This window comes from Serratia sp. Z4 (genome assembly GCF_009900725.1).
GTDB lineage: Bacteria > Pseudomonadota > Gammaproteobacteria > Enterobacterales > Enterobacteriaceae > Serratia > Serratia nematodiphila.
Genome location: NZ_JAAABD010000012.1, coordinates 13,756 through 40,688, shown reverse-complemented (window position 1 = coordinate 40,688; position 26,933 = coordinate 13,756). Strand labels below are relative to the sequence as shown.

The window sequence follows — 26,933 nt, the reverse complement described above, 5'->3', positions numbered from 1 at the left end:
TCACAGGAGACTTATAGTGTCTGAATTGTCTCAGCTTTCGCCACAGCCGCTGTGGGATATTTTCGCCAAGATCTGTTCTATCCCGCACCCTTCTTATCATGAAGAAGCGCTGGCGCAGCACATCCTCACCTGGGCCAAAGAGAAGAACCTGCACGCCGAGCGCGATCAGGTCGGCAATATCCTGCTGCGCAAACCGGCCACCAAAGGCATGGAAAACCGCAAGCCGGTGGCGCTGCAGGCGCACCTGGACATGGTGCCGCAAAAGAATAACGACACCGTGCACGACTTCGCCAAGGATCCGATCCAGCCTTATATCGCCGGCGAGTGGGTGAAAGCGCGCGGCACCACGCTGGGCGCCGACAACGGCATCGGCATGGCCTCCGCCCTGGCGGTGCTGGCCGATGACAGCGTTGAGCACGGCCCGCTGGAAGTGCTGCTGACCATGACCGAAGAAGCCGGCATGGACGGCGCCTTCGGGCTACAGCCAAACTGGCTGCAGGCAGACATCCTGATCAATACCGACTCCGAAGAAGAAGGCGAAATCTACATGGGTTGCGCCGGCGGTATCGACTTCATCACCACCCTGCCGCTGCAGCGCGAAGCGGTGCCGGCCGGCTACCAAACCCTGAAGCTGACCCTCAAGGGCCTGAAAGGCGGCCACTCCGGCGCCGAGATCCACGTCGGGCTGGGCAACGCCAACAAACTGCTGGCGCGCTTCCTGTTCGCCCATGCGGCGGCACTGAACCTGCGCGTGCTGGATCTGAATGGGGGCACCCTGCGCAACGCCATCCCGCGTGAAGCCTCCGCGGTGGTTGCGGTGCCGGCGGAAAAAGCCGACGCGCTGAAAGCGCTGAGCCAGGAGTTCCTGGCGGTGCTGCAGAACGAACTCTCCGCTAAAGAGAAGAACATCACCGTGCTGCTGGAGCCGGTCACCAGCGCTTCGCAGGCGCTGAGCGCCGACAGCCAGCAACGCTTCCTGGCGCTGCTGAACGGCACGCCGAACGGCGTGATCCGCATGAGCGACGCGGTCAAAGGCGTAGTGGAAACCTCGCTGAACGTCGGCGTAGTCACCACCAGCGAAAACGAAGCGGAAATCATCTGCCTGATCCGCTCCCTGATCGACAGCGGCAAAGATTACGTGGTCGAGATGCTGACCGCGCTGGGCCAGCTGGCCGGCGCCAACGTGGCGCCGAAGGGTGGCTACCCGGGCTGGCAGCCGGACGCCGACTCGCCGGTGATGCACCTGGTGCGCGAGCTGTATCAGGAGCTGTTCAACAAGACGCCAAACATCATGGTGATCCACGCCGGCCTGGAATGCGGTCTGTTCAAAAAGCCGTATCCAAACATGGACATGGTATCGATCGGGCCAACCATCACCGGCCCGCACTCGCCGGATGAGCAGGTGCATATCGAAAGCGTCGGTCTGTACTGGAAGCTGCTGACCTCGCTGCTGAAAGCGATCCCTGAGCGCGCGTAATCTGCGCGCTTAACGCAAAAAGCCGGCTAATCGCCGGCTTTTTTATTCCCAAGGCAGCGCCAGCTGCCGCTCCAGCTGCGGATCGAGCAGCGTCACATGTAGCCCCACCAGCCGCACGCCGCGCCCTTCACGCCGTTCGCGCCACGCCTGCCGCGCCACCGCCAGCAAATCCTGCTGATTCAGCACCGGGAACACGTGCTCCTGGGTGGTTTGCTGAAAATCCTGAAACTTCAGCTTCACGCCCTGCCGGGCGATATGCAGATCCGGCTTCACCTTACGCAGCCGCATCTCCAGCTCGGGGTAGAGTTTGTCGATAATCAGCGTTTCGCAATCTTCCCAGTCGTGAATGTCCTCCGCCAGCGTGCGCTCCACGCCCACCGATTTACGCAGCCGCTCCGCCGAGATTTCGCGCCGATCGATGCCCTGACACCGCTCCCACAGCACCCGGCCGAACTTGCCGAAGCGCTTGAGCAGCTGCGCCAAATCGTATTGCTGCACGTCGGCGCAGGTGATAAGCCCCACTTCCTCCAGCCGTTTGGCGGTCACCTTGCCGACGCCGGGGATTTTGCTGAGCGGCAGCTGCTGCAAAAACGCCGGCACCTGCGCCGGGGTGATCACGTATTGCCCATTCGGCTTGTTCATCTCGGAAGCGATTTTGGCGAGAAACTTGATCGGCGCCACGCCGGCCGACGCGGTGAGATTCAGCTCATCGGCGATCGCCTGACGGATCTCCTGAGCGATCAGCGTCGCCGAGCCGTTGCATTGCGGGCTGTCGGTCACGTCGAGATAGGCTTCATCGAGCGACAGCGGCTCGATCAACGGGGTATAGCGGGCGAAGATTTCACGGATGTGCAGCGAAGCCTCTTTGTAGGCCGCCATGCGCCCCGGCAGCAGGGTGAGATGCGGACACAGCTTGAGCGCCATCGCCGTAGACATGGCGCTATGCACGCCGTAGCGCCGCGCCGGGTAGTTGGCGGTGCTGATCACCCCGCGCCGATCGGCGCTGCCGCCAATCGCCAGCGGGATATCGCGCAGGCTGGGATCGTCGCGCATTTCCACCGCCGCGAAGAAGCAGTCCATATCGACATGAATGATTTTACGCATCGCACCCTCCAGTAACACTGTATAAGTATACAGTCAGATACCGAAAGCTCAAGGCCGCAGGCTTCGATGAAAGCGCCGTTTCCGCCAGATATTTCCGCGTTGTTAAAAAAGCTTAATTTTTCAATAGTATGATTTCCGCCATCCCGTGCGGCTCACCACAACGATAACGACAAGGTACTCTACATGATCAGATTTTCTCATTGGCTGCTGGCTTCCGCGCTGTCGCTGAGCGCGTTGGCGGCCAGCGCCGCCACCGGTCACGCGCCGGCGATCGTCGCCCATCGCGGCGGCACCGCCGATGCGCCGGAAAACACCCGCATCGCCATCGAAACCGCGCTGAAAAACGGTGCCGACGCCATTTGGATCACCCTGCAAGCATCCAAAGACGGCGTCATCGTGCTGTATCGCCCCTCGGATCTGAAGGCGCTGACCAACCGGCAGGGCCCGGTCTCTGCCTATACCGCCGCGCAATTGGCCGAGACCGATGCCGGCTGGGCGTTCGCCAAAGGCGATGCGCATCCGTTCCGCGGCCAGGGCATCGGCATTCCGCGGCTGGACGAGGTGCTAAAGGCGTTTCCGCACGTCACCTTCTATCTGGACATCAAATCCCCGGACGCCGATCCGGCGCAGTTTGGCCAGGCGCTGCTGGCGACGCTGGAAAGCACCGACAGCCTGAACCGCACCCGCGTTTACTCTACCGATGCCAAATACCTGCAGGCGCTGCCGCCGGCCGTCCCGCGCTTTGAAAGCCGCGACGAGACCCGCACGCTGCTGGCCAACGTCACCATGGCGCACCAGTGCGATGTCAAACCGGACAACCGACAGCCGCGCTGGTATGGGCTGGAGCTGAAGCGCGAGGTGGAAGTGGTAGAGAAGTACACCCTCGGCGAAGGGCGCTCGAAGGCGTTTCTGACCTGGGATAAAGAATCGATGGACTGTTTCCGCTCGCAGGGCCCGGCGCACATCATTCTGTTCGGCGTCAACACGCCGCAGGAATATCAGCAGGCGCTGGCGCTGGGCGCCGACGGCGTGATGGTCAACTCGCCGGCCGAGGCGAAAAGCTTCCGCAAGGCGAAATAAATAACCGGCTACGGCATAAGGCGGTTCGACATCCCACCTCATGCCCTTATGGCTTTCAACATCCGTTAGTGAGCAGGAACTACCTGGATGATGCCATTTTCATTGCGAACACTAAACCCAGCGCCGAATAGCCGGGCGGCAGGCTCAAGACCTTTATTTCGTTTATCCGGCGACAACAGCGTCACCGATACCCCGTAAGACTTCCCGTCTTCGAATTTATAATTATCGTCGGGAATGCACGTAGCTGCGGTGACCGCAGGCATCTCGTTATCCGTGAAGTGCTTGCCGAAGATAGCGTTGGCGTTGCCGATTTCTTCGATAATAACGCCGGCCAACCGCTCGTCCCCTTCAGGTTGAACCCGCACACAAACGTGGTTATCAACGACAGTGGCGTTGGCCAAGTAGTTTTTTGGCCTCGGATCGTTCATGTGCATGCAGCCGGCGAGCAGCAAAGCCAGAGTTCCAACCAAAATAATGCGGTTCATCCTGTTACCTCTGCTTAAGAAACTGAGAAAGCGTATATTCGTATTTTCTGGCGATCGTTTTATCCGTTACGCCCTGAAAATTCACGCCATTGTTAATCGCGCCCAGCCAGATAGTGTAACCATACTTCTTCAGGAACCAATAATCAGCGATGATAGAAGCTTGCTGTTCCATAGAGTAGTTATGCAACAGCTGTTTACCATCGAGTCGATATTTATATTCAGCAGCCCAACTCAATAAACCTCGGGTTCTCACCCACATACCTTTTTGGTGCTGCCAGACATGGCTCATTTCGTGGATAAATACATGCTGGAAACCTGCAGCGGCCGAGGAAAAATCAGCCTTATACAAAGCTTGTCTAAACCAGACTTCTCCGTTGGGCGCCATCGCCGTTCTGCTGGCTTGCAATCCAAACGGCAGATAGCTATCGCAGTGGACAAACACCTTCTCATAGAAAACTGACCTGCCAAACACGGAACGGGCCAAATTAATTTCACCCACCGTTAACACCCGTTTTATCCCTTCTTGTTGTTGTCCCATCCTGGAACTCCCTAAATCCAAAAGAAACCTAATAAGACGATATTTCAACCAACCGAGTCAACGAGCTAACCAACTGAGAAGAAACAGAAAAATCCGGATGTTTTTAAAATGAGAGCTGTATCAACCTTAAGACCTAAAGCTTGATAAGAACAAAATAGAGGATGTACATTTTTCCTATCAAATAAAAAACCCGGCCAAGGCCGGGTTTTCGCTTCGCTACAGAATGCGGTGCTTGTCCAACAGCTCGCGCCGCTGTGCCGCTTTGGCTTCGCGCTTTTTGCGCGCATCGCACGGCTCCGGGCAGTCGCAGACTTTCTCCATGCCCAGCGCGGTGATGCCGCCGCAGCTGCCCTGCAGGCTTTTGCGTTTGAACACGTAACCCAGCGACATGCCGCCGACGATCAGCAGAAACAACACGAAGGTAGCGGCGAATACCGTCAACATAGCAACCTCACGAACGCTTTTTCAGATAGGGTTTGAACGCGTCCGAATAACGCTCCTCAAACCCGTCGGCGGTTTTCACGATCATGAACACCGGGATGCCGAGCAGGTTGGCCAGCGCCATGCCGCGCTCCGGCCCCATCACGTTCAGGCCGGTGGACAGGCCGTCGGCGGTCATGCAGGTCGGGCTCAGCACGGTGATCGACACCAACCGATGATGGATCGGGCGCCCGGTGACCGGATCGATGGTGTGCGAATAGCGCACCCCGTCTTGCTCGAAGTAGTTGCGATAGTCACCCGAGGTGGCGATCGACATCTCCCCGGGTTGGATCACCAGCTGCGCCTGCTGCTGCGTACCGGCGGTCGGGCGCTCGATGGCAATGCGCCACGGCTTTTGTTCGCCGTTATGCCCGCGCGTGCGCACCTCGCCGCCGATATCCACCATGTAGTTTTGCACGTGCTGCGATTGCAGGTATTCCGCCACCACGTCCACGCCATACCCTTTGGCGATCGACGACAGGTCGACATACAGCTCGGGGATGCTTTTCACCAGCGCGCTGCCCTGCACCGACAGCTTGTCGGCACCGGTCCAGGCGCGGCGGTGCTCCAGCTCCGCCTCGCTCGGCACTTTGTCCGGCCGCCCTTCCGGGCCGAAGCCCCACAGATTGACCAGCGGCCCGACGGTCACGTCCAGCGCGCCATCGGTGACTCGGTTGATGCGCAGCGCTTCGCGCACCACCTCGGCGGTCGCCGGTGAAACCGGGAACGGCCGCTCAATGTCGCGGCTGGCGTTGAAGCGGCTCAGCTCGGAATCCGGCCGGTAGGTGGACATTTGGTCGTTCACCTGCTCCAGCCGTTTGTCGATCTCCGCCTGCATCTCGCGCGCCGACGGCGTATCGTCGCCGGTCACGTAACGGATCGAATACGAGGTGCCCATGGTTTTACCCGTCAGATCCACCTGTTCCGGCCCGCAGCCGGTCAGCAGCAGGGTGGCGCTCAGCGCCACGCCCGTCAGCCAGTTCTTCGTCGCCAATGCGCGCAATTTAGCCACCAAAGTCATCCAGCATGATATTTTCGTCTTCGACACCCAGATCTTTGAGCATCTTGATCACCGCGGCGTTCATCATCGGCGGCCCGCACATGTAAAACTCGCAGTCTTCCGGCGCCGGGTGGTTTTTCAGGTAGTTCTCCAGCAGAACATTATGGATAAAGCCGGTGTAGCCGGTCCAGTTATCTTCCGGCTGCGGATCCGACAGCGCCACGTGCCAGGTGAAGTTTTCGTTCTCCGCCTGCAGCTGGTTGAAGTCGTCTTCATAGAACATCTCGCGCAGCGAACGCGCGCCGTACCAGAAAGTGATCTTGCGCTTCGAGTTCAGACGCTTGAGCTGATCGAAGATGTGCGAGCGCATCGGCGCCATGCCCGCGCCGCCGCCGATAAAGATCATTTCGGCGTCGGTGTCCTTGGCGAAGAACTCGCCGAACGGCCCGGAGATGGTCACCTTGTCGCCCGGCTTCAGCGACCAGATATAGGAAGACATGATGCCCGGCGGCACGTCCGGATTGTTCGGCGGCGGCGTGGCGATACGCACGTTGAGCATGATGATGCCCTTTTCTTCCGGATAGTTGGCCATCGAGTAGGCGCGCACCGTGGTGTCATTCACCGTCGAGCGGTAGCGGAACAGGTTGAACTTGTCCCAGTCGCCGCGATACTCCTGCGGCACGTCGAAGTCGGCGTAGCTGATGTCGTGCGCCGGCGCTTCGATCTGGATGAAACCGCCCGCGCGGAACGGCACGTCTTCGCCATCGGGGATCTTCAGCTTCAGCTCTTTGATAAAGGTGGCTTTGTTATCGTTGGAGATAACTTCGCATTCCCATTTCTTCACGCCGAAGATCTCTTCCGGCAGCTCGATCTTCAGGTTCTGCTTCACGTTCACCTGGCACGCCAGGCGGCAACCCTCTTTCGCTTCGCGCTTGTTGATGTGCGAGAGCTCGGTCGGCAGGATATCGCCGCCGCCCTCTTTGATCACCACCCGGCACTGGCCGCAGGAGCCGCCGCCGCCGCAGGCCGAGGAGACGAAGATCCCTTGGCTGGAGAGCACGTTGAGCAGCTTGTCGCCCGCCGGCGCATGGAAGCTCTTATCCAGATCGCCGTTGATTTCCACCGCGATGTCGCCGGTGTTCACCAGCTTCGATTTGGCGAACAGGATCAGCAACACCAGCACCATCACGATGGCGGTGAACATCGCTACGCCTAAAATAATTTCCATAAATTCTTCCCGCCTTTACAACTGAACACCGGAGAAGGACATGAAGCCCAGCGCCATCAGTCCGGTGGTGATAAAGGTAATGCCCAGGCCGCGCAGCCCTGCCGGCACGTTGGCATACTTGAGTTTTTCGCGGATCCCCGCCATGGCGACGATCGCCAGCATCCAGCCGGTGCCGGAACCGATGCCGTACACCACCGATTCGGCGAAGTTGTAGTCGCGCTGCACCATGAAGGACACGCCGCCGAAGATGGCGCAGTTCACGGTGATGAGCGGCAGGAAGATGCCGAGCGCGTTATACAGCGACGGGAAGAAACGATCGAGGATCATCTCCAGAATCTGCACCAGCGCCGCGATCACGCCGATGAAGGTGATGAAGTTGAGGAAGCTCAGATCGACGCCTTCCACCAGCGCGCCGTCGCGCAGGATCAGGTTGTAGACCAGGTTGTTCACCGGCACCGAAATGCCGAGCACGATGGTCACCGCGATGCCCAGGCCAAAGGCGGTCGAGACCTTCTTCGACACCGCCAGGAAGGTACACATCCCGAGGAAGAACGCCAGCGCCATGTTCTCGACGAACACCGCGCGCACAAACAGGCTGATATAGTGTTCCATCGGCCTTTACTCCTTTTCGATCTGCGCCGGCTTCAGGGTGCGCAGCACCCAGATCAGCAGGCCGATGATGAAGAACGCGCTCGGCGCCAGCAGGAACAGGCCGTTCGGCTGATACCAGCCGCCGTTCTGCACCGTTTCCAGCACCGGTACGCCAAACAGCTTGCCGGAGCCGATCAGCTCGCGCAGGAAACCGACCAGCACCAGGATCACCCCGTAGCCCAGCCCGTTGCCGATGCCGTCCATAAAGCTCTCGATCGGCGGCGACTTCATGGCGTAGGCCTCGGCGCGCCCCATCACGATGCAGTTGGTGATGATAAGGCCAACGAACACCGACAGCTGCTTGGAGATCTCGAACGCATAGGCGCGCAACAACTGATCGACCACGATCACCAGCGAGGCGATGATCGCCATCTGCACGATGATGCGCACGCTGTTGGGAATATGGTGACGGATCAGCGAGATGAAGAAGCTGGAGAACGCGGTCACCAGCGTCACCGCAATGGTCATCACCACCGCCGTCTCCAGCTTGGTGGTCACCGCCAGCGCCGAACAGACGCCCAGCACCTGCAGGGCGATCGGGTTATTGTCGAACAGCGGCCCCAGCAGGACCCGCTTTATCTCTTTGGAATCAGCCATTTTTCAGCGCTCCTTCACGAACTTTTTTCAGGAACGGGCCGAAGCCGTGCTCGCCCAACCAGAAATCAAACGTATGCTGCACGCCGTTGGAGGTCAGCGTGGCGCCGGACAGGCCGTCCACCCCGTGCACATCCCCCTGACGCGCGCCGCCTTTCACCACGCGGATCGCCGGCTGGCCGTTATCGTCGAACAGCTGCTTGCCGACCCACTGCTGACGCCAGGACGGGTTCTCGACCTCACCGCCCAGCCCCGGGGTTTCCCCCTGGTCGTAGTAGGTGATGCCCTTGACCGTGTTGCCGTCGTTATCCAGCGCCACGAAGGCGTACATCATCGACCACAGACCGGTGCCGTACACCGGCAGCACAATCTTGTTCACCTGGCCGCTTTCATCGCGCACCAGGTAGATTTCCGCCTGGTTGCTGCGGCGCTTGATGCCGGCCGGATCGTCGCCCGCCGCCAGCGCCACGCTTTTAGCGTCGTCGCGCAGCGCAGCGCCCAGATCGAACGCCGCCGCTTTGCCGGCGACAAACTCGCCGCTGTTCAGATCCACCAGGCGCGGTTCGATGCGCTCGCTGTACAGGCGCTTGACCTGCTCGCTCTCCATTTTCGGCTGCAACAGGCCGGCTACGTCGAGAATATTGCGCTGCTTATCGAGCAGCTTTTGCTCCTGCTGTTTGGACTTCAGGCCGACGGCGGAGCCAGCCACCACCACTGAACACACCAGACACAGCAGCAGCACTACCAGCAGCGTTTTACCGATGCCGTCATTTTTCGCTTCATTCGCCACGGGCTTGTCTCCGCTTGATGTTGGCCTGCACCACCAGGTAATCGAACAGCGGCGCGAACAGGTTGGCGAACAGGATCGCCAGCATCATGCCTTCCGGATAGGCGGGGTTGACCACCCTAATCAGCACGCACATCACGCCGATCAGAATGCCGTACCACCATTTCCCCTTATTGGTGAAGGAGGCGGAAACCGGGTCGGTCGCCATAAAGATCATGCCGAAGGCGAAGCCGCCCAGCACCAGATGCCAGTACCACGGCATGGCGAACATCGGGTTGGTGTCCGAACCGATGGCGTTGAACAGCATGGCGGAAGCCACCATGCCGAGCATTACGCCGGCGACGATGCGCCAGGAGGCCACGCGGCCAAACAGGATAATCGCCCCGCCGATCAGGATCATCAGCGTGGACACCTCACCGATCGAGCCGGGAATATTGCCGAGGAAAGCGTCCATCCAGCTGATGGACTGGCCGGTGGCTACGTTGCTCAGGCCGTGCGCCCCGCCCGCGCTCCACTGCGCCAGCGGCGTCGCGCCGGAGAAACCGTCCGCGGAAGTCCACACCAGATCGCCGGAGATCTGCGCCGGATAGGCGAAGAACAGGAAGGCGCGGCCGGCCAACGCCGGGTTGAGGAAATTGCGCCCGGTGCCGCCGAAGATCTCTTTGGCCACCACCACGCCGAAGGTGATGCCCAGCGCGGCCTGCCACAGCGGCAGGGTCGGCGGCACGATCAGCGCGAACAGGATAGAGGTGACGAAGAAACCTTCGTTGACCTCATGCTTGCGGATAATGGCGAACAGCACTTCCCAGAAACCGCCGACGACGAACACCACGGCGTAGATCGGCAGGAAGTAACAGGCGCCCAGCACCATTTTGCTGACCCAGCCGGCGTCGGCCGCCAGCGAGGCGCCGAGCCACTGCGCCAGGCGATAATGCCAGTCGCCCGCCAGCACCTGTTGCAACGCGTCGCCGCTGTACAGATGGTGCAGCGCCGGGATCGCCTGCTGGCCGACGTTGTACATGCCCCAGAACATCGCCGGGAACACCGCCAGCCACACCAGGATCATCATGCGTTTCAAATCGATGGCGTCGCGCACGTGCGAAGCGCCGCGCGTCACCGTGCCGGGGGTGTAAAACACCGTGGTGGTCGCTTCATACAGCGGGTACCACTTTTCCAGTTTGCCGCCCGGCGTGAAGTGATGCTCTATCTTCTCGAAATAATTCTTCAGGCCCATCGGTTATCCTTCCTGCTCAATCTTGGTCAGCACCTCGCGCAGCACCGGCGCGTACTCATACTTGCCGGGGCAAACGAAGGTGCACAGCGCCAGATCTTCCTCGTCCAGCTCCAGACAACCCAGCGCCTGCGCGCTGTCGCTGTCGCCCGCCAGCAGATCGCGCAGCAGCAGCGTCGGCAAAATATCCAGCGGCATCACCCGCTCGTAGTTGCCGATCGGTACCATGGCGCGCTCGCCGCCGTTGGTGGTGGTCGAGAAGGCGAACAGTTTGTTCTTCAGGAAGTGGCCCAGCGTGGTGCGGGTAATGGAAAACTTGTTCGGCGAGGGCACGATCCAACCGAACAGCTCTTTGTCGCGCCCTTCTTCCAGCACCGATACCTGCGAGTGGAAACGGCCGAGCCAGGCGTTCGGCCCGGCGGCGTGCATGCCGTTCAGCACCGAACCGGAGATCACCCGGTTCTCGCCGCCTTTCAGGCGGCCGGCGGTCAGCTCATCGAGGCTGGCCCCCAGGCGGGTGCGCAGCAGCGCCGGCTGCGCCACCTGCGGCCCGGCCAGCGCCACCACACGGCGGGTATCGAGCTTGCCGGTGGTGAACAGCGTGCCGATGGCGATCACGTCCTGGTAACCGATGTGCCAAACGGTTTTCTTCAGGCTGACCGGTTCGAGGAAGTGAATGTGGGTGCCTGCCAACCCGGCGGGATGTGGGCCGGCGAATTCGCTGTAGGCGATCTGCGGGCCGCTCTGCTGGCCAACCGAAGCGCCGGCGGCATGGCACACGTGCACCTTGCCTGCCGTCAGGCGCGCCAGCACCACCAACCCGGCGTTGAACGCCGCCTGCTGCTCGGCGATGATCACCTGCGGATCGGCGGCCAACGGCTGGGTGTCCATAGCGGTGACGAAAATGGCGCGCGGTTCGCTGCCGGGAGCCGGCGTCTTGCTGAACGGACGGGTGCGCAGCGCGGTCCACAGTCCGCTGGCGATCAGTTCGCTTTCGACCTGTTCGCGCGGCAGCTGGCTCAGTTCACCCAGCGGGTAGTGCGCGAACTCGAGCTGATCGTCGCCGCCGTTTTCCAGCGCAATCACCACCGATTGCAATACGCGCCGCTCGCCGCGGTTAATCGCGGCGATGCGGCCGCTGGCGGGTGCCGTGAAGAAAACCCCGGGGTTTTTCTTGTCTTCGAACAACGCCTGGCCTTTCTTAACGGTATCGCCTTCCTGCACCAGCATGGAGGGGCGCATTCCGACATACTCTTCCCCAAGCAGGGCGACATGCTGAATGTTCGGGCCATCTTGGATCGCCTGAACCGGAACCCCGGCTATCGGCAGATCCAGCCCTTTTCTGATCTTAATCATAGGATTTATACGATGTAGTTTGGTTTACACGTCTGCCCGGCCCCAGAGGCGGGTGCGGACGATGCCAGGATTGCCGGGCAGTGCGCATGGCGGCACGCCCAACATGAACTTTCTCGCAGTGAATATATGGGGTAACGCGCATTCCCTTGATTCCCCCCTCTCCGTTATTTGCGTGACAATCGATGTGTTAACGGCCTGTAGCCAAATAACCACCGAAACGGCCGGGTTATATGCCATAACCCCTGCCGCTTCAATCGCCACCGCGCGTTAAATTGAAGAGAGAATATTAACATTGTTCGCAACATTGTTCTGCGTTACGTCGTGACTTGGGTCAAGCAAACGCAATTAAATTTCGCCTGTTTTTCACTACTTATCGTTAAAATCTGCCGGTCATTTCACTTTTATCGAGCTTTGTCGTTTTTTTATACATATCACGTATTGCTAAAAATAAACGCGCTGGTAATCTGGCGGTGTTTTGCAGCAGTAAAAACAATAATCAGTGGCATGCTGGCCAGGTTGATTGCGCCGGCAGATAAATATAAGCAGGAATTATAATGAGCAAAATCGCGCTGTTGTTTGCGATGCTTGTTTCTATGCCGATGATCACGGCCTGCAGCGCCAGCGAGCAGGTACCCGAAGCGCCGGTAGTTAAACAGCAATTATTGGGTTCGCCGGTCTATATTCAGATCTTCAAAGAGGAACGCAAGCTGGAATTGTATGCCAGAATGGGCAATGAATTCCGCCTGGTCAACACGTTCCCGATCTGTAATTTCTCCGGCGGGCTGGGTCCTAAACGTCGTGAAGGCGACTTTAAAAGTCCTGAAGGCTTTTATAGCGTTGACGCGCGCCATCTGAAACCCGACAGCAAGTATTATCGGGCGATCAATATCGGTTTTCCTAACGATTACGATAAGTCGCAGGGCTATTCCGGCGCTTATCTGATGATCCACGGCGAATGTAAATCGATCGGCTGTTACGCGATGACCAACACCTATATGGATGAGATCTATCGCTACGTCGAAGCCGCCTTCGCCTATGGCCAAAGCCGCGTCGACATCAGCATCTACCCGTTCCGCATGACCGAACAGAACCTGAAACGCCATGCGTCATCCAGCTATATCGCCTTCTGGCGCCAGCTGAAGCCGGGCTACGATTACTTCGCGAAGAACCGCCAACCGCCGACAATGGGCGTGGTCAATGGCCAGTACGTCTTGGGTCAACCGCTGATGAGCAGCGGCGGCATGATGACGCAGTACGCGTCAGCCAGCCCGACGCCCAACACCAACCCCTTCGCTCAGAACAAGCCGCTCACCGAAGTGAAATAACGCGAACTCGCCTGGCTCAATCTTGTGCCAGGTTTCGTTGGCGGTCAGCGGTTGGGTGGCGATCACCGTGACCACATCGTTCGGTGTGGTCTGTTGCTGAAAATCAATCTCCACGTCCTGATCAAGCAGCGTCGCCTTGCCGAACGGCGCGCGGCGCGTGATCCAATACAGGTTGGTGGAGCAATACGCCATCACGAAGCGCCCGTCCGACAACAGCATATTGAACACCCCTTTCTTGCGCAGCTGGCTCGCCAACAGGCCAATGTAGCGGAATACCGCCGGCCACTGGCTCGGGGTGCGCGGGTATTTCAACGCCAGCTGATGCAGCAGCCAGCAAAACGCGTATTCGCTGTCGGTCTGGCCGACCGGGCGGAACGTGCCGGTATCCAGCTGGCGATAGCCTTTCAATTGGCCGTTGTGCGCGTAGGTCCAGTTGCGGCCCCACAGTTCGCGGGTGAACGGATGGGTGTTTTCCAGCGCCACTTCGCCGCGGTTGGCCTGGCGAATATGGGACACCACCGCGCAAGACTTGATCGGATAGTCCTGCACCAGGCGGGCGATCGGCGAGTTGAAGCTCGGCTGCGGATCCTTGAATGTACGGCAGCCGTTCCCTTCATAGAAGGTAATGCCCCAGCCATCCTTATGCGGCCCGGTGCGGCCGCCGCGCTGTACCAGGCCGGTAAAGCTGAAGCAGATATCGGTCGGTACGTTTGCGCTCATCCCGAGCAGTTCACACATCGCCAGCACTCCTTAACCACACTGACACAGGCTGTGCGGGCGCGGCATATATGCGGCGCCCGCAGTCTTATTCATGGGGAGCTGCAGCCCCCCGAAGGCTATTACGCCTTAACCATCTCTTTTTCGATCAGCTGAATCAAGATGTGAATCGCTTTAATGTGGATCTCCTGGATGCGATCGGCGTAGCCGAAGTGCGGCACGCGAATTTCCACATCGGCGGAACCCGCCATCTTGCCGCCGTCCTTGCCGGTCAGGGTGATCACTTTCATCCCCTTGGCGCGCGCCGCGTCGATGGCCTTGATGATGTTGCCGGAGTTGCCGGAGGTGGAAATGCCCAGCAGCACGTCGCCTTCGCGGCCCACCGCTTCCACATAGCGCGAGAACACATACTCATAGCCGAAGTCGTTGCTGACGCAGGACAGGTGGCTCACGTCCGAGATGGCAATCGCCGGGTAGCCCGGGCGGTTTTCGCGGTAGCGGCCGGTCAGCTCTTCGGCGAAGTGCATCGCGTCGCAATGGGAACCGCCGTTGCCGCAGGAAATCACTTTACCGCCGGCTTTGAAGGAATCCGCCAGCAGCACCGCAGCGCGTTGGATGGCGTCGATGTTGGCGTCGTCATTGATAAATTTCGCCAGGGTATCAGCCGCTTCGTTCAGTTCACTGCGAATAAGGTCGTGGTACATGAGGAACCTCTTGTTATCGTCAAATCTTCCGTTCCGCAGTGTACCGGATCGCGGAAACAGCGAGAAGCATTCTCAGCCAAACAGCGCGCCGGTTAAGGAAGCGGAGAGGTTTTTGATGATTGGTGCTGTCAGTTTGTGACCTGAGTTGTAATTAAACTGTAAACGCATTGATAAAAATTCTGCCTTGTACTAAAACCTATTACATACACACAACAGGTCAGACCTCTTACTACTTCGGAGCTTCTTATGATGGTTCTTAGTATTGTCGTTTTACTGGCGCTCCTCGGCGTGGTGTTCTACCACCGAGTGAACCTTACCCTCAGCAGCCTGATCCTGGTGGCGTACACCGCCGCCATGGGCGCGATCGGCCTGTGGAGCTTCTGGCTGTTGCTGCCGCTGGCGATCGTGCTGCTGCCGCTGAACCTTTCCTCTGTGCGTCGCTCTCTGCTCTCCGCGCCGGCGCTGCGCGCCTTCCGCAAGGTGATGCCGCCGATGTCCACCACCGAGAAGGAAGCGATCGACGCGGGCACTACCTGGTGGGAAGGCGATCTGTTCCGCGGTGCGCCGGACTGGAACAAACTGCACAGCTACCCGAAACCACGCCTGACGGAAGAAGAGCAGGCGTTTATCGACGGCCCGGTGGAAGAAGCCTGCCGCATGGCCAACGACTTCCAGATCACCCATGAACTGGCCGATCTGCCGCCTGAACTCTGGGCATACCTGAAAGAACACCGTTTCTTCGCGATGATCATCAAGAAAGAATACGGCGGCCTGGAATTCTCCCCTTACGCTCAGGCGATGGTGCTGCAAAAACTGGCCGGCGTTTCCGGCATCCTGGCGATCACCGTCGGCGTGCCAAACTCCCTCGGCCCGGGCGAACTGCTGCAGCATTACGGTACCGAAGAACAGAAAAACCACTATCTGCCGGGCCTGGCGCGCGGCGACGAGATCCCTTGCTTCGCGCTGACCAGCCCGGAAGCGGGTTCCGATGCCGGCGCGATCCCGGACGTGGGCACCGTGTGCATGGGCGAATGGCAAGGCAAGCAGGTGCTGGGCATGCGCCTGACCTGGAACAAGCGCTACATCACGCTGGCGCCGGTCGCCACCGTGCTGGGTTTGGCATTCAAACTGCATGACCCTAACCGCCTGCTGAGCGACAACGAATCCCCGGGCATCACCTGTGCGCTGATCCCGACCAGCACGCCGGGCGTGGAAATCGGCAACCGCCACTTCCCGCTGAACGTGCCGTTCCAGAACGGCCCGACCCGCGGCACCGACGTGTTCGTGCCGATCGATTACATCATCGGCGGGCCGAAAATGGCCGGCCAGGGCTGGCGCATGCTGGTTGAATGCCTGTCGGTCGGTCGCGGCATCACCCTGCCGTCCAACTCCACCGGCAGCTTGAAATCCATCGCCCTGGCGACCGGCGCCTACGCGCACATTCGCCGTCAGTTCAAGATCTCCATCGGCAAGATGGAAGGGATCGAAGAGCCGTTGGCGCGCATCGCCGGCAACACCTATGTGATGGACGCCGCCGCTTCGCTGATCACCTATGCACTGGTGCAGGGCGAGAAACCGGCCGTGCTGTCGGCCATCGTCAAATACCACTGTACGCACCGCGGCCAGCAGTCGATCGTTGACGCCATGGACATCGCCGGCGGTAAAGGCATCATGCTGGGCGAATCCAACTTCCTGGCTCGCGCTTATCAGGGCGCACCGATCGCCATCACGGTGGAAGGCGCGAACATCCTGACCCGCACCATGATGATCTTCGGCCAGGGCGCGATCCGCTGCCATCCTTATGTGCTGGATGAAATGGCGGCGGCGCAGAACAACGATCTGAACGCCTTCGATAAATCGCTGTTCGGCCACCTGGGCCACGTCGGCAGCAACAAGGTACGCAGCTTCTGGCTGGGCCTGACCAACGGCCGCACCAGCGCCACGCCGACCAAGGACGCGACCCGTCGTTACTATCAGCAGTTGAACCGCCTGAGCGCCAACCTGGCGTTGCTGTCGGACGTTTCCATGGGCGTGCTGGGCGGCAGCCTGAAGCGCCGCGAGCGCATCTCCGCTCGCCTGGGGGATATCCTCAGCCAGATGTACCTGGCTTCCGCCGTGCTGAAACGCTTTGACGACGAAGGCCGTCAGAAAGAAGATCTGCCGCTGGTGCATTGGGGCGTGCAAGACAGCCTGCATAAAGCCGAACAGGCGCTGGATGATCTGCTGCGCAACTTCCCGAACCGCTTTATCGCCGGCGCGCTGCGCTTCGTGGTCTTCCCGTTCGGCCGCGTGCATACCGCACCGTCCGATCGCCTGGATCATCAGCTGGCCAAGATCCTGCAGGTGCCTTCCGCCACCCGCAGCCGTCTGGGGCGCGGCCAGTACCTGACGCCGAGCGAGCATAACCCAATCGGCCTGCTGGAAGCGGCGCTGGCCGACGTGATGGCCGCTGAGCCGATTCACGAACGCCTGTGCAAGGCAGCCGGCAAAAACCTGCCGTTCACCCGTCTGGATCGTTTGGCGGAGCGCGCGCTGGAAGAAGGCAAGATCAGCGCCGACGAGGCGAAGATCCTGGTGAAAGCCGAAGAGAGCCGCCTGCGCTCCATCAACGTAGACGACTTCGCGCCGGACGCGCTGGCGGCCGCCAAGCCGGAAAAGCCGGCGGCGCAGTCTAAGCGCCAGCAGCAGACCGAAGCGGCTTAAGGTTCACTTCACGCATCCAAGGGGCGATCATCATCGCCCCTTTTTCTTTTGCTTTCATGACAAACTGCGCACCGCGCCGCAGGTTGGCGCAACGGCGGATTTAACGGGAAGGAAGTTCGGGTAGACTGCGCCGCGGGTGCTCTGGATCTTTCTGTCCGGCGCCTTGGCAAAGGAGAGAAAGAGAAAGGCCCCGAGTCGATATTATCAACCCGAGGCCACTCTGATGCCAAGCAACATCAGGTTAGCCTCTTACCCGCCGCAAGGCAAGGATAGGGAGGTCAAAAATGCAGCAAAAACGGGTCGTGCTTAAACTGGTGATCGTCTGTATGACGCTGATCGCGTTCATCTGGCTAACCCGCGGTTCGCTGTGCGAACTGCGCATCAGGTTGGGAGACTCGGAGGTTGCGGCCACTTTGGCTTACGAATCCGAACGGTAAGGCAACCCAACGGCGGGGTTCGCCCCGCCCGTTGGCTGATGATGTCAGGCTGGATCCACGAGCACCCGCCTTTTCAGCCTTGCTGACGAATGCGCGCCAACAGCGCGTCGATATGCTCGATCTGCGGTGCATTGACGATCAGCGTGCGCCCCAAACCCAGCGCATGACGCTGGCAGTCGAGGCGCATGTCAGCGTCGGCGATGCTGTCCAGATCGGCGACGTGCGCCAGGCCGATGGTGCGCCGAATCAGTTCGGTGCCGCAGTACCCTATCGCGTCGCTCCAGACCTGCTGCAGGAACTGCTCGGCGTAACCCGGCGTCGCCAGCGCCGCATCGCGGCTTTGCTGATGGCACAGCGCCAGGAAACGATCGGCAAAGATCAGCCACAGCTCGCGCACATCCTGCAGCCGCTGCTCGCGCCCGGCGGCGGCGTCGCGCGGCCCGAACAGCCCCGGCTGGCCGCAATAGTTGAGCAGCAGATTGCCTAACGCAGTGCCGACATCGAAACCGATCGGGCCGTAGAAACCGAATTCAGCGTCGATCGCTTTCAATCGCCCTTCCGCCACGAAGATCGAACCGCTGTGGATATCCCCATGCAACAGCGCCTCCGCCTTGCTGAGGAAGCGATGTTTCAGGCCGGCGACCGCCAACTTCAGCGGCGCATCCTCGCGCAGCGCCTGCGCCTGCGGCAACAGCGCCGCCTCGAACTGATTGCGCTCATGGTCGATATAGGGATCGGTAAAGAACAGATCTTCGGTGATCTGGCACAGTTCGGGGTTGGTGAAACGGCTGACTTCCGCCTTTTTCTGCTGCGCCGGCTGATAAAAATCGGAGGTGTGGAACAGCGTCTGCGCCAGGTATTCCGCCAGCTGACCGGCCGCCAGCGGATGATAGTTCCCCTGCACCAGTTCGCTGCGCCAGATGCGATGATCGGAGAGATCTTCCTGCACCATCACCGCCAACTCAGGATCGTGATGCAAGACTTTTACCGTATGCCGCGGGCAGAAACCGCCGTGGATCAACAGCGTTTCCGCTTCGATGCGCGCCCGATCCAACGTCAGCGGCCAGGATTCGCCCACGCAGCGCACGTAGGGCAGCGCCTGTTTGACGATCACCCGGCTCACGCCTTCGCGATCGCGGATCTTGAACACCAGGTTCAGGTTGCCGTCGCCGATCTCGTCGGCGCTGACCAGCGCCTGCGGATCGGCCACCTGCCCGTATTGGCGGGCGTATTCAACGGCATCGGCAGCCGTAAACGTACGATAAAGCGACATTCCCCAACCCCTCTGTTCTCTCTCGCTGCCCCCAGCGATTCTGTTTATTTAGACGTAAAAGCATTTGGACGTCTATACATCTGGAAGTCATGTTGGCAGAATAGCGTTTCAGATGCAATAACCTCGCAACAAGGAATTAACCGCCGATGCAAGCGCTTAACACCACCAGTTTGACCCTGCAGGACAACCGCCTTTGGATCCTCGATCAGCAAGCCCTGCCGCAGGAAAAGCGGTGGCGCGCTTGCGACAGCGTGGAGGAGTTGGTCGGGCACATTCACAGCCTGCGGGTGCGCGGCGCACCGCTGATCGGGCTGTCCGCCAGCCTGCTGTTGGCGCTGCTGGCGGAACGCGGTCTGCCGCGCGCCGAGCTGGAGCAGGCGCTGCACACGCTGCGCGCCGCCCGCCCGACGGCGGTCAACCTGATGAACAATCTGGATCGCATGAAGCTGGCGCTGGCGGAGCCTGACTGGGCGCCGGCGATGGTGAACGAAGCGCTGCGGTTGGTGGAGGAAGATCGCCGGCTGTGCGATCGCATCGCCGATCGCGGCGCTGGGCTGGTCAAGCCCGGCAGCCGTCTGCTGACCCACTGCAATACCGGCGGGTTGGCCACCGCCGGCGTCGGCACCGCCATCGGCGTGCTGCTGCGCGCCCACCAGCAGGGCAAGGTGCAACAGGTATGGGTCGATGAAACCCGGCCGCTGCTGCAGGGCGGCCGTCTGACCGCCTGGGAACTGGGCGAGCTGGGCATTCCCTATCGCCTGATCTGCGATTCGATGGCCGCCAGCCTGATGGCGCAGGGCCAGGTCGATGCGGTGTGGGTCGGCGCGGATCGCATCGCCGCCAACGGCGACGTCGCCAACAAGATTGGCACTTACAGCCTGGCGGTGCTGGCGCACTACCATAGCATTCCATTCTACGTGGCTGCCCCGCATACCACCCACGATCCGCACTGTCCGGACGGTGCCGCCATCCCGATCGAGCAACGCGCAGCGGCCGAAGTCACCGGCGTTTCAGGCAGCTTCGGCGCCTGCCAGTGGGCGCCGACCGATGCGCCGGTCTACAATCCGGCGTTCGACGTCACACCGGCAAAACTCATCAGCGGGTGGGTGTTCGACAGCGGCGTGATCACGCCGCAACAGGTTGAAGCGGGGATTTTCCGGCGGACGCTGGGTTAACGCCCGCCGGTTAACGATCAGTCCAGACGCGGATAGGCATCGGCGATCTTGTCGCCGGTGAAATGCGCCACCCAGCCTTCCGGGTTGTCGAACACCCGGATCGCGGTAAAGTGCGGCGCCGAGCCCATATCGAACCAGTGGCGGGTGTTGGCCGGCACCGAGATCAGATCGTTCTTTTCGCACAGGATCTGGAAGATCTTGCCGTCCAGATGCAGGCAAAACAGCCCCGCCCCTTCAACGAAAAAACGCACTTCATCCTCGCCGTGCGTGTGTTCGGACAGGAATTTTTCACGCAGCGCCTGACGCTGTTCGTGGTCCGGTCGCATGCTGATCACGTCCCAGCTCTGGTAGCCCTTTTCCGCCACCAGCCGGTCGATCTCATGCTGGTAGGCGGCGATCACCGCCTCCGGCTGCGGATTGTCGCCCAGCTCGCGATCCGCCTGCCAACGCTCAAAGCGCACGCCGATCTGCGCCAGCTGGCGCTGGATTTCCTGCGCGTCGCGGCTCTGCCACAGCGGCTGCTGCGACGCTGTATCACTGAAAATGGTCAATCCACTCATGAGACAAACTCCCCTAAATCGATGTGATCAAAACGGCTGACCTGTGGATGCCGGCTTTGTGCGTCCGCCTCATCGCGGATCAGCTGGCAGGTATGCCAGCCGGCGGCCTGCGCCGCGTCCAGCTCCTGGTGGATATCGGACAGGAACAGCAGTTCGTCGGGCGCGATGCCGATAGCCTGCGCAATGTTGCGGTACGACGCGGTTTCACGCTTGGCGCCGACGTGCGTGTCGAAATAGCCGCTAAACAGCGGCTGCAGATCGCCGGCGTCGCTGTGGCCGAACAGCAGCTTCTGCGCCTCCACCGAACCGGAGGAATAGACGTAAAGCTGCAGCCCCTGACGCTGCCAGGCGGCCAGCTGCCCCGCGACCTCCGGGTACAGATGCCCGCGGAAATCCCCTTCGCGATAGCCGCTACGCCAGATGATGCCCTGCAGCGCCTTGAGCGCGGTGGATTTGCAGTCTTCATCCATAAAGCGGTACAGCGCGGCGATCAGCGCGTCGAGATCCGCCTGTGGCTGGTCAATTTCAGCGCGCAGCGCCGCCAGCGGCGCGGCGACTTCGCTCTCCGTGGCGTGACGGCGAACAAAATCCGCCAGCCGTTCACGGGCATAGGGAAACAGCACCTGATGCACGAAGCGAATATCGCTGGTGGTGCCTTCAATATCGGTCACGATAGCGCGGATCATTTCGCCTCCAGCAAGCGACGTTGCAGTTCACACTGGAACAGGAATTCCAGCCCTTCGAGATGGCGGCGGGCTTCCGCCACCTGGCTTCCCCAGCAATAGAGACCGTGGCCGCGCACCAGAAAACCGTACTGCAGCGGCGTGACTTCGGCATAGGCCGCCACGCGCGACGCCAGCCGGGGAATGTCCTGATCGTTATCGAAAATGGGGATCGCCACGCTGTCCAGGTGGCTGCGCTGGCCGGCGAGCGACTTTTGCATTTCGTACCCCTGCAGCACCAACGCATCGCCGCGTTCCACCCGCGACAACACGGTGGCGTTGACGGAATGGGTATGCAGCACCGCGCCAAGGTGCGGGTACAAGCGATAGAGCAGCGTATGCAGCCCGGTTTCCGCCGACGGCGTACGGCCGCTCGGCACATGATTGTCAGCAATATCCACCCGCAGAAAATCGGCGGCGCTCAGGCTGCCCTTGTCTTTGCCGGACTCGGTAACCAGGCATTGACGTTCGTCGAGGCGCAGCGACATGTTGCCGCCGGTCGCCGGACACCAGCCTTTGTCGCCAATCCAGTGGCAGGCCGCCAGTAACGCGGCAATTTGCGGATTCTCCGTCATTATTATCGTTTCCTGTTCGCTAAAGCAGTCAGCAGGCAGGCTAAGCACTTTTTCGCATTTAGCCATCTAAGCGTCTTGATTGCCAAATACTAGCATCGTGTTATATTGACGGCAATATAAGCGCCTGGAGTATTCACCTGCTATGAGCACTTCCGCATTGATTCCCGAAAGTAAACTGCCTGCCCTGGGCACCACCATCTTCACCCAGATGAGCGCGCTGGCGCAGCAGCATCAGGCGATCAACCTGTCGCAGGGCTTCCCCGATTTCGACGGGCCGGACTACCTGAAAGCACGCCTGGCCTGGCATGTCGCCCAGGGCGCCAACCAGTATGCACCGATGACCGGCGTGGCGGCGCTGCGCGAAGCCATCGCCGACAAAACCGCCGAGCTGTATGGCTGGCAGCCGGACGCCACCGCCGAAGTGACCGTCACCGCCGGCGCTACCGAAGCGCTGTTCGCCGCCATCACGGCGCTGGTTCGCCCCGGCGATGAGGTGGTCTGTTTCGATCCGAGCTACGACAGCTACGCGCCGGCGGTGACGCTGGCCGGCGGCGTACTCAAACGCCTCGCCCTGCAGCCGCCCGCGTTTGCCGTGGATTGGCAACGGTTCGCCGCCGCGCTGTCGCCGCGCACCCGCCTGGTGATCGTCAATACGCCGCACAATCCGTCCGCCACCGCCTGGCAGGCGGAAGACATGCAGCAGCTGTGGCACGCCATCGCCGAACGCGAGATCTACGTGCTCAGTGACGAAGTCTACGAACACATCTGCTTCGCCAAAGGCGGGCACGCCAGCGTATTGGCCCACCCGCAATTGCGCCAACGGGCGATCGCGGTGTCCTCCTTCGGTAAAACCTTCCACATGACCGGCTGGAAAGTGGGTTACTGCGTGGCGCCCACCACGCTGAGCGCCGAGGTGCGCAAGGTGCATCAATACCTGACCTTTTCGGTTAATACTCCGGCGCAGCTGGCGCTGGCGGATAGCCTGCGCGCCGAGCCGGAGCACTGGCGACAGCTGCCGGCATTCTACCGCGCCAAGCGCGACCGCTTCGTGCAAGCGCTGGCGAGCAGCCGACTGGAAATTTTACCCTGCGCCGGTACATACTTCTTGCTGGCGGACTACAGCGCCATCTCCGATCTGGACGATGTGGCGTTCTGCCATTGGTTAACCGAGCACGTGGGCGTGGCGGCCATTCCGCTGTCGGTCTTCTGTGCCGATCCTTTCCCTCATAAATTGATCCGGCTGTGCTTCGCTAAGCAGGACGCCACGCTGGATGCAGCTGCGGAGCGGTTATGTCGACTTTAAAAATTACCCTGTTGCAGCAACCGCTGGTCTGGCGCGACGGCCTTGCTAACCTGGCCGCCTTCGACGCGTTGCTGGCGCCGATCGTCGGGCGCGATCTCATCGTCTTGCCGGAAATGTTCACCACCGGTTTTGCCATGGATGCCGGCGAGAGCGCCCTGCCCGAACAGCAGGTGATCGACTGGCTGCACGGCTGGGCGGTGAAAAGCCACGCGTTGATCGGCGGCAGCGTGGCGCTGAAAACCGCCGAAGGCGCGGTCAATCGCTTCCTGCTGGTGGAGCCGGGCGGCCAGGTGCATGCCTATGACAAACGCCATCTGTTCCGCATGGCCGGCGAACACCTGCACTACCAGGCCGGCAACCGGCGTGAAATCTTCGAGTGGCGCGGCTGGCGCATCCTGCCGCAGATCTGCTACGACCTGCGTTTCCCGGTCTGGGCGCGCTATCAGCAGGATTACGATCTGGCGCTGTACGTCGCCAACTGGCCGGCGCCGCGCAGCCGCCATTGGCAAACGCTGCTGGCGGCGCGGGCGATTGAAAATCAGGTGTATGTGGCGGGCTGCAACCGGGTGGGCGACGATCCGAACGGCCTGAACTACAGCGGAGACAGCCTGATCATCAGCCCGCAGGGCGAGATCCTGGCGGATGCCGAGCCCGGCGCAGCCGCGCGGCTGGACGCCGAGCTGTCGCTGGAAAGCCTGCAGAGTTACCGCAACGCCTTCCCGGCCTGGCGCGATGCCGACAGCTTTCTGCGTCTTGACTGATCAAACACTCTCCCAGCCGGCGATCATCAGGCAATAGGCCTGGATCGCCAGCGCTACGTCCGCCTGCCGCACCGCTTCAGCCGGATGATGGCTGACGCCGCCGGCGCAACGCACGAACAGCATGCCGACCGGCCAGTGCGCCGCCACGGCGATGGCGTCGTGTCCGGCGCCGCTCGGCAGCGCCAGACTCTGCCCCTGTACCTGCTTGACGGCCGCCTGCCAGCGGCGCTGCAGATCGCTATCGCAGGCGGTGGCGTCAATGCGGTAAAACTCCTCGCTGGCGAAGCGCGCTCCACGGCGTGCGCAGATCGCTTGCGCCTGCGCCAGCAACGCCGTCAATAGCGTCGCCAGCGGTGCATCCTGCGGGCCGCGCACGTCGAGCGTCAAGCGCACCTCGCCGGGGATCACGTTGACCGCGCCCGGCAGGCTCTCGATGCAGCCCACGGTGGCCACCAGGTGCGGATCGGCGGCGCAGGTCAGGGTTTCTACCGCCATCATCCATTCCGCCGCGGCCGCCAACGCATCTTTGCGCTGCCCCATCGGCACCGTGCCGGCGTGGCCCGCCTCCCCGCTAAAGACACAGTTAAGCCGACGCGCGCCGTTGATCGCCGTCACCACCCCCAGCGCCAGGTCGGCCGCCTCCAGGCACGGGCCCTGTTCGATATGCAGCTCAAAATAGGCGCGGATGTCGTGTGGCGCACGGCGCGCCTGTGGAATCGCCGCCGGATCCAGCCCGAAGTCACGCATCGCCTGCGCGATGCTAACGCCGTCGGCATCGGTACGCACCAGCCACTCTGCAGGCCACTGGCCGGTCAGGCCGCGGCTGCCCAGCAGCGTCACGCCGAAGCGCGCCCCCTCTTCATCCGCAAAACCGATCACCTCCAGCGCCAACGGCAATCGGCGCCCCTGGCGGTGATAGCGCGCCACCACTTCCAGCGCCGTAAGCACGCCGAGCATGCCGTCATAGCGCCCGGCGTTACGCACCGTGTCCAGATGCGAACCGAGCAGCAGCGCGGGGGCGCCGGGCGTTAAACCTTCATAGCGGCCGCAGATATTGCCGACGCTGTCCTGCCAAACCGCCATGCCGCTCTCGCGCATCCATTCGCCAACCAGCCGGTTGGCGCGCCGATGTTCCGCAGAAAGATAAAGGCGCGTGAGCCGATCGGGCTCCGCGCTGATCGCCGCCAGCTCGTCACAGCGCGCCATCACTCGTACGGCGGCCTGCAGCGCCTCCAGCGGCGTCATCCATGATGTCCCGCATCATAAACGTTCCAGGCGGCCTGCAATGCCTCGCCCTGCCTGCTGGCGAAACCGAGGCGGTTCAACACCGCCTCCAGCGCCGCCAGCGTTTGCAGCACGCAATCCTTGCGCGCGTTGTAGCCCATGGTGCCGATGCGCCAGATTTTTCCCTGCAGCGGGCCGAACGAGGTGCCGATCTCGATGGCGAAGTCGTTCAGCATCATCTGCCGCACCTGTTCGCCTTGCACCTGCGGCGGGATCATCACGCCGAGCACGTTATTCATGCGGTGTTCAAGATCGCCGAATACCGCCAGCCCCATGCCCCGGATGCCCGCCAGCAGCGCCGCGCCGTGCAGCCGGTGGCGGGCGATGGCGTGCTCCAGCCCTTCTTCGAGGATCACCCGCGCACATTCCCGCGCCGCGAACAGCATGCTGGTGGCTTCGGTATGGTGATTGAGGCGCTCCGGTCCCCAATAATCCATGATCATGCCGATGTCGAAATAGTTGGAGTAGATCATCTCGTCGTCGCCGTCGGCGTGCTCGGCGGTTCGGATCCCCTGCTCCACGCATTTACGGCGGCGCACGATCTCTTCAAACTGCGGGCTGAGGGTGACCGGTGAACTGCCGGAAGGGCCGCCCAGGCACTTCTGCAGCCCGGCAGAGACCGCATCCAGCCCCCAGGCGTCGGTCTCCAGCGGGTTGCCGCCGAAGGAAGCGGTCGCATCGGTGTAAAACAGCACGCCGTGGCGGCGGCAGATATCACCCAGCTCATGCAGCGGCTGCAGCATGGTGGTGGACGTGTCGCCCTGCACCGTCAGCAGCAGGCGCGGACGCACCCGCTTAATCGCGTCTTCGATGCGATCGGCGCTGAACACCTCACCCCACGGTACCTCGATCGTATGCACCTCGGCACGGCAACGGCGGGCGATCTCGCACAGCAGATGTCCGAAGCGGCCAAATACCGGCACCAGCACCTTATCGCCCGGGCGAATGGCGGAAACCAGCAGCGCTTCGATGCCGGCGCGCGAGGTGCCGTCCACCAGCATCGTCCAGCGGTTTTCGGTGCGGAACAGCGCGCGATACAGCGCCATGACCTGATTCATGTAACCGGTCATCGCCGGATCGTACTGGCCGATCAGCTGGCTCGACATGGCGCGCAGCACGCGCGGATCGGCGTTGATCGGCCCCGGCCCCATCAGCAGGCGCGCCGGCGGGTTAATCTGATCGAATTGCGAGATATCCAACATGTTCATTCCCTGTCAGCTTAGTAAGTTATTGAGTTATGCCTTCAGCGTCGACATGACGTTTGTTTGCTGCCCAACAGCCTACTCCCGATAGGGATTCAGTTGAAACAAAAGATTCTTATGATCAATTAATGAAATCAAAGTAACACAATGAGGTGACCGATCCGCCTTAAACGGCGGAGGG

Annotated in this window: 27 protein-coding genes; 8 read left to right on the top strand and 19 right to left on the bottom strand. The window is 61.2% G+C overall.

All coding sequences use genetic code 11. The features are described 5' to 3' along the window. Positions 1–16 precede the first annotated feature (16 nt). Positions 17–1,477, top strand: coding sequence for a beta-Ala-His dipeptidase (gene pepD, locus GT753_RS24140; protein ID WP_021505000.1), 1,461 nt, complete (start codon positions 17–19; stop codon positions 1,475–1,477). 42 nt (positions 1,478–1,519) lie between these two features. Here pepD and dinB read toward each other — a convergent pair whose 3' ends face one another. Beyond that, positions 1,520–2,581, bottom strand: coding sequence for a DNA polymerase IV (gene dinB, locus GT753_RS24135; RefSeq protein ID WP_021505001.1), 1,062 nt, complete (start codon positions 2,579–2,581; stop codon positions 1,520–1,522). A gap of 183 nt (positions 2,582–2,764) precedes the next feature. Here dinB and GT753_RS24130 point away from each other — a divergent pair, with 183 nt between their 5' ends. Next, complete coding sequence (locus GT753_RS24130) at positions 2,765–3,661, top strand: glycerophosphodiester phosphodiesterase family protein (RefSeq protein WP_075686143.1); 897 nt, start codon at positions 2,765–2,767, stop codon at positions 3,659–3,661. 65 nt (positions 3,662–3,726) lie between these two features. Here the strand turns inward: GT753_RS24130 and GT753_RS24125 are convergent, their stop codons facing one another. From GT753_RS24125 to GT753_RS24080, 10 genes are all read right to left on the bottom strand, one after another. Beyond that, complete coding sequence (locus tag GT753_RS24125) at positions 3,727–4,146, bottom strand: putative T6SS immunity periplasmic lipoprotein (protein WP_075686141.1); 420 nt, start codon at positions 4,144–4,146, stop codon at positions 3,727–3,729. Between the two features lie 4 nt (positions 4,147–4,150). Then, on the bottom strand, positions 4,151–4,684 hold the full coding sequence (locus GT753_RS24120) for a type IV secretion protein Rhs (RefSeq protein ID WP_075686139.1): 534 nt from the start codon (positions 4,682–4,684) through the stop codon (positions 4,151–4,153). 216 nt (positions 4,685–4,900) lie between these two features. Further along, a complete protein-coding gene (gene nqrM / locus GT753_RS24115; protein WP_075686137.1) occupies positions 4,901–5,128 on the bottom strand; it encodes a (Na+)-NQR maturation NqrM in 228 nt (75 codons plus the stop codon). A 7-nt stretch (positions 5,129–5,135) separates the two neighbouring features. Then, positions 5,136–6,185: an FAD:protein FMN transferase gene (locus GT753_RS24110; RefSeq protein ID WP_174242178.1), complete on the bottom strand. Its 1,050-nt coding sequence runs from the start codon at positions 6,183–6,185 to the stop codon at positions 5,136–5,138. Further along, a complete protein-coding gene (gene nqrF / locus GT753_RS24105; RefSeq protein WP_033634097.1) occupies positions 6,169–7,392 on the bottom strand; it encodes an NADH:ubiquinone reductase (Na(+)-transporting) subunit F in 1,224 nt (407 codons plus the stop codon). Before nqrF ends, GT753_RS24110 begins: the two co-directional genes overlap by 17 nt. A gap of 15 nt (positions 7,393–7,407) precedes the next feature. Continuing rightward, positions 7,408–8,004 (bottom strand): NADH:ubiquinone reductase (Na(+)-transporting) subunit E, encoded by a 597-nt coding sequence (gene nqrE / locus GT753_RS24100; protein WP_015376732.1) that lies wholly within the window; start codon positions 8,002–8,004, stop codon positions 7,408–7,410. Positions 8,005–8,010: 6 nt separating this feature from the next. Beyond that, the gene (locus GT753_RS24095; protein ID WP_004930232.1) at positions 8,011–8,640 is read right to left on the bottom strand and encodes an NADH:ubiquinone reductase (Na(+)-transporting) subunit D; all 630 of its coding nucleotides are present in this window, start codon (positions 8,638–8,640) and stop codon (positions 8,011–8,013) included. Further along, entirely contained in the window at positions 8,633–9,427 is a 795-nt protein-coding gene (locus GT753_RS24090; protein WP_015376731.1) for a Na(+)-translocating NADH-quinone reductase subunit C, read from the bottom strand. Before GT753_RS24090 ends, GT753_RS24095 begins: the two co-directional genes overlap by 8 nt. Beyond that, positions 9,417–10,658: an NADH:ubiquinone reductase (Na(+)-transporting) subunit B gene (locus tag GT753_RS24085; RefSeq protein ID WP_160126040.1), complete on the bottom strand. Its 1,242-nt coding sequence runs from the start codon at positions 10,656–10,658 to the stop codon at positions 9,417–9,419. Before GT753_RS24085 ends, GT753_RS24090 begins: the two co-directional genes overlap by 11 nt. A gap of 3 nt (positions 10,659–10,661) precedes the next feature. Then, positions 10,662–12,011 carry a Na(+)-translocating NADH-quinone reductase subunit A gene (locus GT753_RS24080; RefSeq protein WP_160126039.1) on the bottom strand — a complete coding sequence of 450 codons (1,350 nt, stop codon included), beginning with the start codon at positions 12,009–12,011 and terminating at the stop codon, positions 10,662–10,664. A gap of 554 nt (positions 12,012–12,565) precedes the next feature. On the opposite strand from GT753_RS24080, the gene dpaA reads away from it, so the two are divergent. Continuing rightward, a complete protein-coding gene (gene dpaA / locus GT753_RS24075; RefSeq protein ID WP_004930225.1) occupies positions 12,566–13,336 on the top strand; it encodes a peptidoglycan meso-diaminopimelic acid protein amidase in 771 nt (256 codons plus the stop codon). Here dpaA and GT753_RS24070 read toward each other — a convergent pair. Continuing rightward, positions 13,271–14,074 (bottom strand): class II glutamine amidotransferase, encoded by an 804-nt coding sequence (locus tag GT753_RS24070; RefSeq protein WP_004930222.1) that lies wholly within the window; start codon positions 14,072–14,074, stop codon positions 13,271–13,273. The two genes, dpaA and GT753_RS24070, sit on opposite strands and share 66 nt — an antisense overlap. Before the next feature lie 101 nt (positions 14,075–14,175). After that, positions 14,176–14,757, bottom strand: coding sequence for a D-sedoheptulose 7-phosphate isomerase (gene lpcA, locus GT753_RS24065; protein WP_004930220.1), 582 nt, complete (start codon positions 14,755–14,757; stop codon positions 14,176–14,178). 246 nt (positions 14,758–15,003) lie between these two features. Between lpcA and fadE the strand changes: the two genes are divergently transcribed. Both fadE and GT753_RS24055 read left to right on the top strand, forming a co-directional pair. Further along, positions 15,004–17,460: an acyl-CoA dehydrogenase FadE gene (gene fadE, locus GT753_RS24060; protein WP_004930218.1), complete on the top strand. Its 2,457-nt coding sequence runs from the start codon at positions 15,004–15,006 to the stop codon at positions 17,458–17,460. A 284-nt stretch (positions 17,461–17,744) separates the two neighbouring features. Then, positions 17,745–17,897 carry a Hok/Gef family protein gene (locus GT753_RS24055; protein WP_004930217.1) on the top strand — a complete coding sequence of 51 codons (153 nt, stop codon included), beginning with the start codon at positions 17,745–17,747 and terminating at the stop codon, positions 17,895–17,897. Positions 17,898–17,970: 73 nt separating this feature from the next. Here GT753_RS24055 and mtnK read toward each other — a convergent pair whose 3' ends face one another. Continuing rightward, entirely contained in the window at positions 17,971–19,170 is a 1,200-nt protein-coding gene (mtnK, locus tag GT753_RS24050; RefSeq protein ID WP_160126038.1) for an S-methyl-5-thioribose kinase, read from the bottom strand. Between the two features lie 146 nt (positions 19,171–19,316). Between mtnK and mtnA the strand changes: the two genes are divergently transcribed. Then, the gene (gene mtnA / locus GT753_RS24045; protein ID WP_160126037.1) at positions 19,317–20,345 is read left to right on the top strand and encodes an S-methyl-5-thioribose-1-phosphate isomerase; all 1,029 of its coding nucleotides are present in this window, start codon (positions 19,317–19,319) and stop codon (positions 20,343–20,345) included. A 17-nt stretch (positions 20,346–20,362) separates the two neighbouring features. Here mtnA and GT753_RS24040 read toward each other — a convergent pair whose 3' ends face one another. Genes GT753_RS24040 through GT753_RS24030 form a run of 3 tightly spaced genes read right to left on the bottom strand, consistent with a single transcriptional unit; the run spans position 20,363 to position 22,202 of the window. After that, positions 20,363–20,905, bottom strand: a complete 543-nt coding sequence (locus tag GT753_RS24040) for an acireductone dioxygenase (protein ID WP_049241352.1) — start codon at positions 20,903–20,905, stop codon at positions 20,363–20,365. Next, the gene (mtnC, locus tag GT753_RS24035) at positions 20,902–21,591 is read right to left on the bottom strand and encodes an acireductone synthase (protein WP_160126036.1); all 690 of its coding nucleotides are present in this window, start codon (positions 21,589–21,591) and stop codon (positions 20,902–20,904) included. Before mtnC ends, GT753_RS24040 begins: the two co-directional genes overlap by 4 nt. After that, positions 21,588–22,202 (bottom strand): methylthioribulose 1-phosphate dehydratase, encoded by a 615-nt coding sequence (locus tag GT753_RS24030; protein ID WP_075685772.1) that lies wholly within the window; start codon positions 22,200–22,202, stop codon positions 21,588–21,590. The genes mtnC and GT753_RS24030 overlap by 4 nt, the downstream gene beginning before the upstream one ends. 142 nt (positions 22,203–22,344) lie before the next feature. Between GT753_RS24030 and GT753_RS24025 the strand changes: the two genes are divergently transcribed. Both GT753_RS24025 and GT753_RS24020 read left to right on the top strand, forming a co-directional pair. Then, positions 22,345–23,505, top strand: a complete 1,161-nt coding sequence (locus GT753_RS24025; RefSeq protein WP_049241350.1) for a pyridoxal phosphate-dependent aminotransferase — start codon at positions 22,345–22,347, stop codon at positions 23,503–23,505. After that, a complete protein-coding gene (locus GT753_RS24020) occupies positions 23,493–24,266 on the top strand; it encodes an amidohydrolase (protein WP_118892426.1) in 774 nt (257 codons plus the stop codon). Before GT753_RS24025 ends, GT753_RS24020 begins: the two co-directional genes overlap by 13 nt. Here GT753_RS24020 and hpxK read toward each other — a convergent pair whose 3' ends face one another. Both hpxK and GT753_RS24010 read right to left on the bottom strand, forming a co-directional pair. Then, positions 24,267–25,511 (bottom strand): allantoate amidohydrolase, encoded by a 1,245-nt coding sequence (gene hpxK, locus GT753_RS24015; RefSeq protein ID WP_160126035.1) that lies wholly within the window; start codon positions 25,509–25,511, stop codon positions 24,267–24,269. Then, on the bottom strand, positions 25,508–26,752 hold the full coding sequence (locus GT753_RS24010) for an alanine--glyoxylate aminotransferase family protein (RefSeq protein ID WP_075685781.1): 1,245 nt from the start codon (positions 26,750–26,752) through the stop codon (positions 25,508–25,510). The genes hpxK and GT753_RS24010 overlap by 4 nt, the downstream gene beginning before the upstream one ends. Positions 26,753–26,933: the final 181 nt, after the last annotated feature.